We start from the raw sequence: 13,255 nt of genomic DNA, 5'->3' as shown, positions 1-13,255 counted from the left end.
GACCTGAGCACCCGCTGGTCGTCCGAGGGCGACGGGGCGTGGATCCGCTACGACCTCGGCTCGGCGCAGACCGTCGGGTCGGTGTCGCTCGCCTGGCACAGGGGCGACAGCAGGACCAGCACCTTCGACGTCCAGCTGTCGGACGACGGATCGTCGTGGACCACCGTCCTGAACCGGAAAGCCAGCAGCGGCAGCACACTTGAACAGCAGACGTACGACTTCGCCGACGCCTCGGGCCGCTACGTGCGGATCGTCGGCCACGGCAACACGGTCAACGACTGGACCAGCATCACCGAGACCGACATCTACGGAGCCGATGGCAGCGGCGGCGGAGACGGCGGTGGCGGCGGCTCCTGCCCCTACCCGGCCGACGTGCTGGACCTGTCGAACTGGTACATCGGGCTGCCGGTGGGCGAGGAGGAGTCCCCCACCAACGTCTACCAGCCGGAACTCGCGACGTACGCCAACGACCCGTGGTTCGTCACGTCCGACGACTGCTCGGCCGTCCGGTTCCGCGCCCCGGTCAACGGGGTCACCACCAGCGGCTCCAACAACCCGCGCTCGGAGCTGCGGGAGATGGCGGACTCGTCGGGGGACACCAAGGCGAGTTGGTCGTCCACGTCCGGCACCCACACGATGGTGATCGACCAGGCCATCACGGACGTTCCCGAGGAGAGGCCGTACGTCGTAGCCGGGCAGATCCACGACGCCGACGACGACGTCACCGTCTTCCGTCTGGAGGGCAGCAAGCTCTGGATCACCGACGAAGACGAACCGCATCACTATCTGGTGACGGACGACTACGAGCTGGGCACGAGGTTCCAGGCCAAGTTCGAGGTCAGCGACGGCGAGACCAGGGTCTACTACAACGGCGAGCTGCAGACCACGCTGTCGAAGGACTACTCCGGCGCCTACTTCAAGGCGGGCGCGTACACGCAGGCCAACTGCGACAACTCGGAGCCGTGCAGCGACGACAACTACGGCCAGGTGAAGATCTACGACCTGAACGTCACGCACGGCGACGGCGAGGACGACGGAGGCGACGACGGCGGCAACGGCGGGGATGACGGGGGCGACGGCGACTCGACCGAGGCCGCCCAGCGGTACGGCTGGGGCACACCGCTGCCGGTGTCCGACGAGTTCGACTACACCGGCCCGGTCGACCCCGCGAAGTGGGACGTACCGTCCGGCAGCGTCGGCGGCACGGAGCAGTGCTGGGAGGGGCACAGCGGAAACGGCCGCCGGTGCGGGAAGAACAGCACTGTCGCCAACGGCATGCTGACCATGCGCGGCGAGGAGAACGGCGACACGGGATGGATCAGGCAGGCCCGTGACACCCAGTACGGCCGGTGGGAAATCAGGTCCCGCTCACGCAACACCGGCTCGGAGGGCGAGCCTTACCACCCGCTGCACCTGATCTGGCCCACCTCGGACGAGCGGCTCCAGGACGGCGAGTACGACTGGGTCGAGTACTCGGACCCCGACGCGCAGTGCCTCGCGGCGTTCCTGCACTACCCGGAGAGCCCGTCGGACAAGAAGGAAAACCCCACACTCTGCCCTGTGGACATGACGCAGTGGCACAACTTCGCCTTTGAGTGGACGCCGGACGCGTTGGTCGGTTACGTCGACGGCGTCGAGTGGTTCCGGGAGTCGGGCGGCGCGAACGACGACCGGGGGAACATCCAGGACATGCCCCTGGGGAATCTCATCATCCAGCTGGACAACTTCGCCGACGACAGCGACCCGCGCCCGGCCGTGTTCGAGGTCGACTGGGTCCGGACCTACGACATCGAGCCCACGGACGAGGACCCCACCGACCCGACCGATCCCACCGATCCCACCGATCCCGGCGGGGCCTCTCCGGTCCCGGTCGAGGACGTCACGGCGAGCCCCGATGACGGCAACGTCCCGGCCAACACCCTGGACAACGACCTGAGCACCCGCTGGTCGTCCGAGGGCGACGGGGCGTGGATCCGCTACGACCTCGGCTCGACGCGGACCGTCGGGTCGGCGTCGGTCGCCTGGCACCAGGGGGACAGCAGACAGAACACCTTCGACGTCCAGCTGTCCGACGACGGATCGACGTGGACGACGGTCCTGAACCGGCAGACCAGCAGCGGCAGCACACGTGAGCAGCAGACGTACGACTTCGCCGACGCCTCGGCCCGCTATGTGCGGATCGTCGGCCACGGCAACACGACCAACGACTGGACCAGCATCACCGAGACCGACATCTACGGAGCCGACGGCAGCGGCGGCGGCGATGACGGAGGCGGCGGAGGCGACGGTGGTGGAGACGACGGCGGGGACGGTGACGACGGGGAGCAGGCTCCCGTCCGTACGGTCCGTGTCGCGGACTCGGACGAGCTGAGGAGCGCGTTTACGGACGCGCGGGCCGGGGACCGCATCGTGCTCGCGGACGGCTCGTACTCGATCGGCAAGATGACCGGCAAGAACGGAACGGCCGCCGAGCCCATCACCGTCGTCGCGGAGAACCGCGGCAAGGCGGTGATCGACGACGGGCAGCTGGAGGTGGCGGACTCCTCCTACGTCACCTTCGAAGGGCTGAAGTTCACCAACAGCGACTCGCTGAAGGTCACCCGCTCGAACAACGTACGGCTGACCCGCAACCACTTCCGGCTGACCGAGGAGTCCTCGCTGAAGTGGGTGATCATCCAGGGTGAGAACAGCCACCACAACCGGGTCGACCACAACCTGTTCGAGGAGAAGCACCAACTCGGGAACTTCATCACCATCGACGGATCCGAGACCCAGCAGTCACAGTACGACCGCATCGACCACAACCACTTCCGTGACATCGGCCCCCGCGCGGAGAACGAGATGGAGGCCATCCGGGTCGGCCAGAGCAGCATCTCCGAGTCGAGCGGGTTCACCGTCATCGAGTCGAACCTCTTCGAGAACTGCGACGGCGACCCCGAGATCGTCTCCGTGAAGAGCGACGACAACATCGTCCGCTACAACACCTTCCGCGCCTCGCAGGGCGTTCTGTCCCAACGGCACGGAGACCGCGGCGAGTTCTACGGCAACTTCTTCCTCGGGGAGGGCAAGGAGGGCACTGGCGGGATCCGCATCTACGGCCAGGACCACAAGATCTACAACAACTACTTTGAGGGCCTGACCGGCAGCGGCTTCGACGCCGCGGTACAGATCGACGGCGGCGACGTGGACACCTCGGGTGCGCTGAGCGCCCACTGGCGTGTCTACCGGGCGACCGTCGTGAACAACACCTTCGTGAACAACGTGTCGAACATCGAGATCGGCGCGAACTACAACCTCGCCCCGGTCGACTCGGTCATCGCCGACAACGTGGTCGTCGGCAGCCAGGGCAAGCTGATCAACGAGGTCAAGAAGCCCCAGGACATGTCCTACGCCGGGAACATCGCATGGCCGACCGGATCGGCGACCGTCGGTGTGTCCCTGCCGTCCGACTCCGTCAGGGTGGCCGACCCGCTGCTCACCTCCGACGGTTCGCTCTACCGGATCGGTGCGGGCAGCCCGGCGGTCGACGCCGGCACCGGCGACCACGCCTTCGTGACCGACGACATGGACGGCCAGGCCCGCACCGGCGGCATCGACGCCGGCGCCGACGAACGCTCCTCGTCCACGGCCACACGGGCCCCGCTCAGCGCGACGGACGTCGGGCCGGGCGCCGCGTAGGACGCGCCGCACAGTAGGACCGGTGGCGGGTCATCCCCGCCACCGGTCGCGCCCGGAAAGGTCCCTGGTTCGGGCTCGACGTCGCGCTCCCAGCGTGTTTGGTGAATGCTAAACGCGTGGCTGATCGGAAGAGGGAGGCGGGGCAGTGAACGGACGACGCGTCAGGTGGTCGGAGAGTGGGCACCGTGAGCGGGCACAGGAGCTGTCGGGTGGCCGCGAGGCTTTTCTCGACGGGGCCGAGCGCATGCTGGCCGAGGCGCGGGCCTGGCGCCTGGCCGACATGCGTCAGGAGCGCGGCTTCACCCAGGCTCAGGTGGCCGAGCGCATGGGCGTGAGCAAGGGGCGGGTCTCGCAGATCGAAAGCGGCCAGGTCTCCGGTACGGAGGTGGTGGCGCGGTACGTGGAGGCGCTGGGCGGCAGCTTGGTGATGGTAGCCGTCTTCGGCGACGGGGAACTGCGCAAAGTCGGCTGACGCGGGGCGTCGGCGGTCACCTCGTGACGGCGCCGACGAACGCCGTCCAAGCCGCCGAGCCAATCAGGACGACGGGGCCGCCGGCCACTTTGCTGTCGCGGACGGGGACGACGCCGGGGACTCCGTCGGCGACTTCGATGCAGTCCTCCCCGCCGTCGCCGCCGCTGTAGCCGCTCTTGCGCCAGCGGGCGTTGGTCAGGTCGTACTCGCGCATCGTCTGCAGTCCTCCGCCGCCGATTCGATCAGGGCCTGGGACGCCTCCGGCGACAACGCGGCGGCCCTGATGTGATCGTAGGACGCTCGGACGCGCTTCACCACCGCCGGTTCGTCCAGCAGACTCCCCGAAAACACACCCTCTGTATAGACAGTTGGCGGGGCGTCCTCGAACTCCATGAGCTTCATCATCTTGCCCATCACCCGGTGTGCCCCGGCCGAGAACGGCAGCACCTGCACGAGCACCGTGCGTTCCCGGATCATCGCTGCGATGTGTTCCAGCTGCTGCGCCATGACCACCGGTCCACCGACCGGGATGCGCAGCACTGTCTCGTGGAGGACCACCCAATACACGGGCCGTGTAGCGTCCTTGAGGAGTCGAGCCCGGTCCGTCCGACCCTTGATCAGCTCCTCGATGTATTCGTCGGCGGCGAACGGATTGCCCGCCAGGAACACCGCCTCTGCGTACCCCCGTGTCTGCAACAGCCCCGGCACAACCGTCGGCGCATACTCACAGATCTCCGTCGCCAGCCGCTCCAGCTCGACCACATGCGCGAAGTACTCCGTGTACGGCTGCTCCTTGATGAGCTTTCGCCAAAGCCGTTCGAAAAAGCCGTCGGTTTGTAGGATGCCGTCGATCCGCTGCGCCACATCCAGTTGCGGTTTCCGAATCGCCTGTTCGAACTGGCCGATGTATCCGCCGGATACGAAAACACGCGCCCCCAACTCGACCTGAGTGAGCCCCTTTTCCTCCCGGCGCCGCTTCAGTTCCGCACCGAAGAACTCCCACGCCGCCTGACGTGAACCGTTGGCCACAGTTCAACCCCCTTGTGCTGCCGTGCACTTGTAGAGCACAGACTCCTGCCGAGTGTAGAGGTGAGACGTCACCCTTGAGATGTGAAGCGTAGAACCCGAAAAGAGAGGGGAAGCACGTGACGGCACGACACTCGGCGCTCTGCGTCGAAGAGGCGGAGGAAGCAGTGAAGGAATTGCGGGCAGCATTGGAAAACGCAGGAATCATTCTGCCGTCCCTGCGGATCGACCCGGCGAGTCTTGCGCGGGAGGCACCCTGTCCGCTCGTCGAATTGGGCCGCTGCTCCGTCGGGACCGCGCAGCGACTCGCGGCGGTTGTGCGGTGAGGCCGCCGGTCGGGGCACATGTCGTGGACACCCGCAGCGGGCGGCTCGGCGTCGTCATGGGGCATGAGGGGCCCTACGTCCAGTTGAGACCGTACGGCGGCGGCAAGGAGTGGGACGCGGAGCCGGGCGCCGTACGGCGTGCGACGCCCGCGGAGCGGCTCAGCGCGGCGACCGCGCACGCGAACGCGCGCAGTCGGGGTGAGGTGCCCTGACGGTGGCCGCTGTGCGGGTCAGTGCAGCGGCCAGATTCTGACGCGCTTACCCGCCTCGCCCATGTTGTCCAGAAGGTGCTGGATGTCGTCGGGATCCGACGTGAACACCCTGGCTCCGAGCTGGGCGGCGAGGACTGCGACAGCGCCGTCGACCGGATCCGACACGTCGGCCCGCCCCAAGAGTTCGCCGACGCTCCTGGCGAGACCGCGGTCCAGGGCTGGAACGTCGCAACCGCTGAGCAGACGTGCCAGCTGCACCTGGCGAGCGCCGTTTTGCCAGGTCTCGGACATGACAGGGGCGGGGACCATGGGTACACCGCCCGCAGTCAGATACGAGCGATGAGCTTGCCAGAAGGCGACGTGGTTCCGCTCCGCGGCGACCAGTGCTCCGGTGTCGTACAGGAACGGCTTCAAAGTGCTCACGCGGCGGCACCTCGCGAGCAGTCGTCCGCGGGGCGGGTGGCGTCGTCCATGACGGCGTGGACCCATGCCCGCTCCTCCGGCGTCGGCGGATCCACATAGGCCATCGCCTCCTCCGCCGCCGCAAGCCCCGCCTCGATCTTCGCCGCGCGTTCGGCTGCCCGGGACAGCCAGGCGGACACGCTGAGGCCCTCGCGCTCGGCGGCCGTCTTGACCGCTTCGAGTGTTTCGCCGGGGATGGTGATGGTGACACGCTCTAGACTCATACGGAGAGTCTTACTGTCGTGGGCGGTCCGACGCCACATGTAGCCGCCGGGTTCACTCGCGAGGGTGGAGACGGTCCCCAGCGGCTGACTGTCCGCGTACGCGACAATGGGCCTCATGAGTCTGTTCCGCGACGACGGCATCGTCCTGCGCACCCAGAAGCTGGGCGAGGCGGACCGGATCATCACGCTGCTCACGCGGGGGCACGGGCGGGTGCGGGCCGTGGCGCGCGGTGTGCGCAGGACGAAATCCAAATTCGGCGCGCGGCTCGAACCCTTCTCCCACGTCGACGTGCAGTTCTTCGCGCGGGGGAGTGAGCTGGTCGGGCGCGGTCTGCCGCTGTGCACGCAGAGCGAGACCATCGCTCCGTACGGTGGCGGGATCGTGAGCGACTACGCCCGTTACACGGCCGGGACGGCGATGCTGGAGACCGCCGAGCGTTTCACCGACCACGAGGGCGAGCCGGCGGTCCAGCAGTATCTGCTGCTCGTCGGCGCCCTGCGCACCCTCGCCCGGGGCGAGCACGCCCCCCACCTCGTCCTCGACGCCTTCCTGCTCCGCTCGCTCGCCGTCAACGGGTACGCGCCCAGCTTCGGCGACTGCGCGAAGTGCGGGCTGGCCGGGCCGAACCGGTTCTTCTCCGTGGCCTCCGGAGGTTCCGTCTGCGTCGACTGCCGGGTGCCCGGCAGCGTCGTACCCTCGCCGCAGACCCTGGAACTCCTGGGCGCGCTGCTTACGGGAGACTGGGAGACCGCGGACGCGTGCGAGCCGCGGTATGTGCGGGAGGGCAGCGGGCTGGTCTCGGCCTACCTGCACTGGCACCTGGAGCGCGGGCTGCGCTCACTTCGCTACGTAGAGAAGTAGACGAAGAACTAGACGAAGAAGTAGACGAAGAACTAGACGAAGTAGAAGACGCAAGGAGACGAGAAGCACATGGCCGTACGCGGGTTCCTGGGGCGCCAGCGCCGCGAGTACAAGACGCCGGAGCCGCACCCGTCCGGTGCGCGTGCGCCGAAGCTCCCCGGCGAGCTGATCCCCCGCCATGTGGCGATCGTCATGGACGGGAACGGACGCTGGGCCAAGGGGCGCGGGCTGCCGCGGACGGAAGGGCACAAGGTCGGTGCGGAGCGGGTGCTCGACGTGCTGCAGGGCGCGATCGAGATGGGCGTCGGGGCGATCTCGCTCTACGCCTTCTCCACCGAGAACTGGAAGCGCTCGCCCGACGAGGTGCGCTTCCTGATGAACTTCAACCGCGACTTCATCCGCAAGAGCCGCGACCAGCTCGACGAACTGGGCGTCCGGGTGCGCTGGGTGGGCCGGATGCCCAAGCTGTGGAAGTCGGTCGCCCAGGAGCTCCAGGTCGCCCAGGAGCAGACCAAGGGCAACGACAAGCTGACCCTGTACTTCTGCATGAACTACGGCGGGCGAGCGGAGATCGCGGATGCCGCGCTGGCCCTCGCCGAGGACGTACGTGCCGGGCGGCTCGACCCGTCCAAGGTCAACGAGAAGACCTTCGCGAAGTACCTCTACTACCCCGACATGCCGGACGTGGACCTCTTCCTGCGGCCCAGCGGCGAGCAGCGCACCTCCAACTACCTGCTCTGGCAGAGCGCCTACGCCGAGATGGTCTTCCAGGATGTGCTGTGGCCGGACTTCGACCGCCGTGACCTGTGGCGTGCCTGCGTGGAATTCGCGTCGCGGGACCGGCGGTTCGGCGGCGCGATCCCCAACGAGGAGCTGCTGGCGATGGAAGGGCGGGCGGACGTGGAGCAGGGCTGATCGGCGCTCGGCGCTCCGCGTAATGGCTGGGCGGGGGTTGGGTCGCGCAGCCCGGCGCTGACGGGGTGCCGCCTGCGCCCACCCGTGCCGCCCTGGGGGTCCCCCCAGGCCCTTAAGGCACTGAGGGAGGCACGAATGCCCGCAGGCTGTGCGGCTGGGCCGACTGCCCGCAGGCTGTGCCTAGGCCTGCTGCGCCGCCGCGCACTCCGCGCACGTTCCGAAGATCTCCACCGTGTGGGCCACGTTGACGTACCCGTGCTCCGCGGCGATCGAGTCCGCCCACCGCTCCACGGCCGGGCCCTCGACCTCGACGGCCTTGCCGCAGGCCCGGCAGACGAGGTGGTGGTGGTGCTCACCCGTGGAGCAGCGGCGGTAGACCGACTCTCCGTCGGAGGTGCGCAGTACGTCGACCTCACCGGCTTCGGCGAGGGACTGGAGGGTGCGGTAGACCGTGGTGAGCCCGACGGAATCGCCCTTGTGCTTCAGCATGTCGTGCAGGTCCTGCGCGCTGCGGAACTCGTCGACCTCGTCGAGCGCCGCGGCCACGGCGGCACGCTGCCGGGTGGCTCGGCCCTTCACCGGCTGTCCAGCGGTCGTCACCGGGTCCTCCTTTTGTTGCTCGGTCGCCTCCGGGCGCGTTGTGCCGGTGTTGAGACGGCGAACGTGCTCTCACGCCTCCGGCGCCTCCAGCGCCTCCACGCGTTCGCCGTTTCGACACCGGCGCGCTCTACGGCGCCCGAGCGACTCTCATTGCGCTTGCCGTGCCGGGCCATTGTGCCAGCCCGACCTGTGCACGGTCAGACGCCGACCTTTCCATCCCGTTCCCGGGTGGCCGGAATCATGCATTCCGCAGGGTCTCCCACGGGGTGCGCCGCGGCCAGGGCCCGTGCGCGGCGGCGGGCCAGCGGAGCCGCGAGCGCGGTCAGCGCGATGAACACGGCGATCGTCAGCAGCACGATGGTCGCGCCGGGCGGCACGTCCTGGTAGTACGACGTCACGGTCCCGCCGATGGTCGCGGTCACGCCGATCGCGACCGCGATGGCGAACGTGGCCGCGAAACTACGGCTGAGCTGCTGTGCCGCGGCGACCGGCACCACCATCAGCGCGGACACCAGCAGCAGGCCGACCACCCGCATCGCGACGGTCACCGTCACCGCCGCCGTGACCGCCGTCAGCAGGTTCAGCGCACGCACGGGCAGACCCGTGACCCGCGCGAACTCCTCGTCCTGGCTGACCGCGAACAACTGGCGGCGCAGGCCCAGGGTGACCAACACCACGAAGCCCGCGAGCAGGCAGATCGCCGTCACGTCGTCCTCGGAGACCGTGGACAGCGAACCGAACAGATACGAGTTGAGGTTGGCGTTGGAGCCGCCCGGCGCGAGGTTGATGAACATCACGCCGCCGGCCATACCGCCGTAGAAGAGCATCGCGAGGGCGATGTCGCCGCGGGTCCTGCCGTACCAGCGGATCAGCTCCATCAGTACGGCGCCGATCACCGCGACCGCCGTCGCCATCCACACCGGTGAGGTGGAGAGGAGGAAGCCCAGGCCGACGCCGGTCATCGCGACATGGCCGATGCCGTCGCCCATCAGGGCCTGGCGGCGCTGGACGAGGTAGATGCCGATCGCGGGGGCGGTGATGCCGACCAGGACGGCGGCGAGCAGGGCCCGCTGCATGAAGGCGTAGTCGAGGAATTCCATCAGCTCAGCAGTCCCGTCCGGATCGGTTCGGTGTCCGGCGCCGCGTGCGGGTGGACGTGATCGTGGCCGGGCAGTGCGTGCTGGCCGACCGCCTTGGGCGGCGGGCCGTCGTGCAGGACGCAGCCGTCGCGCAGGACGACCGCGCGGTCGATCAAGGGCTCCAGCGGGCCCAGTTCATGCAGGACGAGGAGGACCGTCGTACCGGCGGCGACCTGCTCGCTGAGCGTGCGCGCCAGCACCTCCTGGCTGGCCAGGTCCACGCCCGCCATCGGCTCGTCCATGATCAGCAGTTCGGGGGCGGAGGCGAGCGCGCGGGCGATCAGGACCCGCTGGTGCTGGCCGCCGGAGAGGGCGTTCACGGAGTCCTTGGCGCGGTCCGCCATGCCGACCAGCTCCAGGGAGTGCCGTATCGCGTCCCGGTCGGTCTTGCGCAGGACGCCGAAGCGGGTGCGGGAGAGGCGGCCCGAGGAGACGACCTCGGTCACCGTGGCGGGGACGCCGCCGGCCGCGGTCGTGCGCTGCGGGACGTATCCCACGCGCGCCCAGTCGCGGAACCGCTGGCGCGGGGTGCCGAAGATCTCTATCTCGCCGTGGGAGACCGGGACCTGGCCGATGAGGGTGCGGACGGCGGTCGACTTGCCGGAGCCGTTGGCGCCGAGCAGCGCGACGACCTCACCGTGGCCCACGGTGAGGTCGATGCCGCGCAGGACCGGGCGCGAACCCAGCTCGGCGTGTACGCCGCGCAGCGATATGACGGGCTCGCTCACGAGTGGTCCTCCATCAGCGGTTCTCCATCAACGGAATCAACGGTCACTTGGCTCCCAGGGCGGTCTGCAGCGCCTTGAGGTTGGACTCCATGACCTGGAAGTAGTCGTCGCCCCTGGACTTGTCCGTGATGCCCTCGATCGGGTCGAGGACGTCGGTCTTGAGGTTCGAGTCCTCGGCGATGGTCTTCGCGGTCTTGTCGCTGACGAGTGTCTCGTAGAACACGGTGGTGACGCCGTCGGCCTCGGCCATCTTCTCAAGTTCCTTGATGCGCGCGCCGCTGGGCTCGGACTCGGGGTCGAGGCCGCTGATGGCCTCCTCGATCAGGCCGTAGCGCTCGGCGAGGTAGCCGAAGGCGGCGTGCGTGGTGATGAAGACCTTGGACTCGGTGTCGCGCAGGCCCGTCTCGTACTGCGTGTTGAGGTCGTCGAGCCGCTTGACCAGGGTCTCGGTGTTCTTCTTGTAGTCGGCCGCGTTGTCCGGGTCGGCCTTCTCCAGGGCCTTGCCGACGCCCTCGGCGACCTCGGCGTACTTCACCGGGTCGAGCCAGATGTGGGGGTCCTGGCCGGACTCTTCCTCGTGGCCGTGCTCGTCGTCGTGCTCTTCCGCGTGGCCGCCGACCTCGTTGCCGTGCTTCTCCAGGGAGGTCAGGGTGGCGGCGTCGATCTTCGTCTTGACCTCGGACTGGGAGACGGCGTCGTCGACGGCGGGCTGCAGACCCTTGAGGTAGAGCACCGCGTCGGACTCCTGGAGCTGCGCGGTCTGCCTGGCGCTGATCTCCAGGTCGTGCGGCTCCTGGCCGGGTTCGGTGAGGCTGGTGACGTTCACATGGTCCCCGCCGATCTCCTCGGCGAGGAACTGCATCGGGTAGAACGACGCGACGACGTCGAACTGGTCGGTGTTGCCGGAGTCCGCACTGTCGGAGGAGCAGGCGGAGAGGGCCGCGAGACCGAGAGCGGTCACCACGGCCGTGGGTATCAGACGACGACGTGCGTTCATGACAGTCATTTTCAACAAACCTGGAAACGATTGTCAACAAAGGTCCGGGGAGGCCCTGAGTGCGGCCCTGAGCGCGGCCCCGAGCGCGGCCTGAGTACGGCCCCGAGTGCGGCCCGATTTGGTTGAGGGGGAGCCTGCGCCGGTAACCTGAAGCATTCGCTGGAAGCACCTCGCTTCGTCGTCCGTCGTCGTAATGAAGAGAGCACCGTGGCCGCCGACAAGATCGACACCATCGTCAGCCTGAGCAAGCGCCGTGGCTTTGTATTTCCCTGCAGTGAGATCTACGGCGGACAGCGCGCCGCCTGGGACTACGGGCCGCTGGGTGTCGAGCTCAAGGAGAACCTCAAGCGCCAGTGGTGGCGCTACATGGTGACCTCGCGCGAGGACGTCGTCGGTATCGACTCGTCCGTGATCCTGGCCCCCGAGGTGTGGGTCGCCTCCGGCCACGTCGCCACCTTCACGGACCCGCTCACCGAGTGCACCTCCTGTCACAAGCGGTTCCGCGCGGACCACCTGGAGGAGGCGTACGAGGCCAAGAAGGGCCACCTCCCGGAGAACGGCCTCGCCGACGTCAACTGCCCCAACTGCGGCAACAAGGGCCAGTTCACCGAGCCCAAGCAGTTCTCCGGCCTGCTCTCCACCCACCTCGGCCCGACCCAGGACTCCGGCTCCATCGCCTACCTGCGTCCCGAGACCGCGCAGGGCATCTTCACCAACTTCGCCCAGGTGCAGACCACTTCGCGCCGCAAGCCGCCGTTCGGCATCGCGCAGATGGGCAAGTCCTTCCGGAACGAGATCACTCCGGGCAACTTCATCTTCCGCACCCGCGAGTTCGAGCAGATGGAGATGGAGTTCTTCGTCAAGCCGGGCGAGGACGAGAAGTGGCAGGAGTACTGGATGGAGCAGCGCTGGGGCTGGTACACCGGCCTGGGTCTGCGCGAGGAGAACATGCGGTGGTACGAGCACCCGCAGGAGAAGCTCTCCCACTACTCCAAGCGCACCGCTGACATCGAGTACCGCTTCCAGTTCGGCGGCAACGAGTGGGGCGAGCTGGAAGGCGTCGCCAACCGCACCGACTACGACCTCGGCGCCCACTCCAAGGCCTCCGGCCAGGACCTCTCCTACTTCGACCAGGAGGCACAGGAGCGCTACACGCCGTACGTCATCGAGCCCGCGGCCGGTGTCGGCCGCGCGATGCTGGCGTTCCTGCTCGACGCCTACTTCGAGGACGAAGCCCCCAACGCCAAGGGCAAGATGGAGAAGCGGACCGTGCTGCGCCTGGACCACCGCCTCGCCCCCGTGAAGGTCGCGGTGCTGCCGCTCTCGCGCAACCCGGAGCTGTCGCCCAAGGCCAAGGGCCTCGCCCAGGCGCTGCGGCAGAACTGGAACATCGAGTTCGACGACGCCGGCGCCATCGGCCGCCGCTACCGCCGCCAGGACGAGATCGGCACGCCGTACTGCGTGACGGTCGACTTCGACACCCTGGACGACAACGCGGTGACGGTTCGCGAGCGCGACACCATGAAGCAGGAGCGGGTGTCGCTGGACCAGATCGAGGGCTATCTGGCGGGGCGCCTGCTCGGCGCGTAGGTCTCCGGGAAGACCCCGGTTCCG

Annotated in this window: 15 protein-coding genes; 7 read left to right on the top strand and 8 right to left on the bottom strand. The window is 68.3% G+C overall.

The annotated features are described in order from the left end of the window. A partial coding sequence (locus tag GFH49_RS25420) for a chondroitinase-B domain-containing protein (RefSeq protein WP_155058412.1) occupies positions 1–3,678 on the top strand: 3,678 nt, incomplete at its 5' end. 145 nt (positions 3,679–3,823) lie between these two features. Beyond that, entirely contained in the window at positions 3,824–4,150 is a 327-nt protein-coding gene (gene relB, locus GFH49_RS25415) for a type II toxin-antitoxin system RelB family anti-toxin (protein WP_155058411.1), read from the top strand. A 16-nt stretch (positions 4,151–4,166) separates the two neighbouring features. Here the strand turns inward: relB and GFH49_RS25410 are convergent, their stop codons facing one another. Together GFH49_RS25410 and GFH49_RS25405 are read right to left on the bottom strand one after the other, a co-directional pair. Continuing rightward, the gene (locus GFH49_RS25410; RefSeq protein ID WP_155058410.1) at positions 4,167–4,364 is read right to left on the bottom strand and encodes a DUF397 domain-containing protein; all 198 of its coding nucleotides are present in this window, start codon (positions 4,362–4,364) and stop codon (positions 4,167–4,169) included. After that, the gene (locus GFH49_RS25405; RefSeq protein ID WP_155058409.1) at positions 4,346–5,179 is read right to left on the bottom strand and encodes a helix-turn-helix domain-containing protein; all 834 of its coding nucleotides are present in this window, start codon (positions 5,177–5,179) and stop codon (positions 4,346–4,348) included. The genes GFH49_RS25410 and GFH49_RS25405 overlap by 19 nt, the downstream gene beginning before the upstream one ends. 116 nt (positions 5,180–5,295) lie before the next feature. On the opposite strand from GFH49_RS25405, the gene GFH49_RS40375 reads away from it, so the two are divergent. Both GFH49_RS40375 and GFH49_RS25395 read left to right on the top strand, forming a co-directional pair. Next, the gene (locus GFH49_RS40375; protein WP_155058408.1) at positions 5,296–5,502 is read left to right on the top strand and encodes a hypothetical protein; all 207 of its coding nucleotides are present in this window, start codon (positions 5,296–5,298) and stop codon (positions 5,500–5,502) included. Beyond that, positions 5,499–5,714, top strand: a complete 216-nt coding sequence (locus GFH49_RS25395) for a hypothetical protein (protein WP_155058407.1) — start codon at positions 5,499–5,501, stop codon at positions 5,712–5,714. The genes GFH49_RS40375 and GFH49_RS25395 overlap by 4 nt, the downstream gene beginning before the upstream one ends. Before the next feature lie 18 nt (positions 5,715–5,732). On the opposite strand, the gene GFH49_RS25390 is transcribed toward GFH49_RS25395, so the two are convergent. Then, on the bottom strand, positions 5,733–6,137 hold the full coding sequence (locus GFH49_RS25390) for a PIN domain-containing protein (protein WP_230396484.1): 405 nt from the start codon (positions 6,135–6,137) through the stop codon (positions 5,733–5,735). Beyond that, the gene (locus GFH49_RS25385) at positions 6,134–6,400 is read right to left on the bottom strand and encodes a ribbon-helix-helix domain-containing protein (protein WP_155058406.1); all 267 of its coding nucleotides are present in this window, start codon (positions 6,398–6,400) and stop codon (positions 6,134–6,136) included. Before GFH49_RS25385 ends, GFH49_RS25390 begins: the two co-directional genes overlap by 4 nt. A 115-nt stretch (positions 6,401–6,515) precedes the next feature. On the opposite strand from GFH49_RS25385, the gene recO reads away from it, so the two are divergent. Then, positions 6,516–7,262, top strand: a complete 747-nt coding sequence (gene recO, locus GFH49_RS25380) for a DNA repair protein RecO (RefSeq protein WP_155058405.1) — start codon at positions 6,516–6,518, stop codon at positions 7,260–7,262. A 69-nt stretch (positions 7,263–7,331) separates the two neighbouring features. After that, positions 7,332–8,177, top strand: coding sequence for an isoprenyl transferase (locus GFH49_RS25375; RefSeq protein WP_155058404.1), 846 nt, complete (start codon positions 7,332–7,334; stop codon positions 8,175–8,177). A 180-nt stretch (positions 8,178–8,357) separates the two neighbouring features. Here the strand turns inward: GFH49_RS25375 and GFH49_RS25370 are convergent, their stop codons facing one another. From GFH49_RS25370 to GFH49_RS25355, 4 genes are all read right to left on the bottom strand, one after another. Beyond that, positions 8,358–8,777, bottom strand: coding sequence for a Fur family transcriptional regulator (locus tag GFH49_RS25370; protein ID WP_155058403.1), 420 nt, complete (start codon positions 8,775–8,777; stop codon positions 8,358–8,360). 197 nt (positions 8,778–8,974) lie between these two features. After that, positions 8,975–9,877: a metal ABC transporter permease gene (locus GFH49_RS25365; protein WP_155058402.1), complete on the bottom strand. Its 903-nt coding sequence runs from the start codon at positions 9,875–9,877 to the stop codon at positions 8,975–8,977. Then, positions 9,877–10,644: a metal ABC transporter ATP-binding protein gene (locus tag GFH49_RS25360; protein ID WP_155058401.1), complete on the bottom strand. Its 768-nt coding sequence runs from the start codon at positions 10,642–10,644 to the stop codon at positions 9,877–9,879. The genes GFH49_RS25365 and GFH49_RS25360 overlap by 1 nt, the downstream gene beginning before the upstream one ends. A gap of 43 nt (positions 10,645–10,687) precedes the next feature. Further along, positions 10,688–11,641, bottom strand: coding sequence for a metal ABC transporter solute-binding protein, Zn/Mn family (locus GFH49_RS25355; protein ID WP_155058400.1), 954 nt, complete (start codon positions 11,639–11,641; stop codon positions 10,688–10,690). Positions 11,642–11,848: 207 nt separating this feature from the next. On the opposite strand from GFH49_RS25355, the gene GFH49_RS25350 reads away from it, so the two are divergent. Beyond that, positions 11,849–13,231, top strand: coding sequence for a glycine--tRNA ligase (locus tag GFH49_RS25350; RefSeq protein ID WP_155058399.1), 1,383 nt, complete (start codon positions 11,849–11,851; stop codon positions 13,229–13,231). Positions 13,232–13,255 lie beyond the last annotated feature (24 nt).

Origin of the sequence: Streptomyces blattellae, from assembly GCF_009709555.1 — a bacterium.
Taxonomy (GTDB): Bacteria; Actinomycetota; Actinomycetes; order Streptomycetales; family Streptomycetaceae; genus Streptomyces; species Streptomyces blattellae.
Note: the sequence above shows the minus strand (reverse complement) of the source record. Positions and strands in the feature narration are given on the sequence as shown.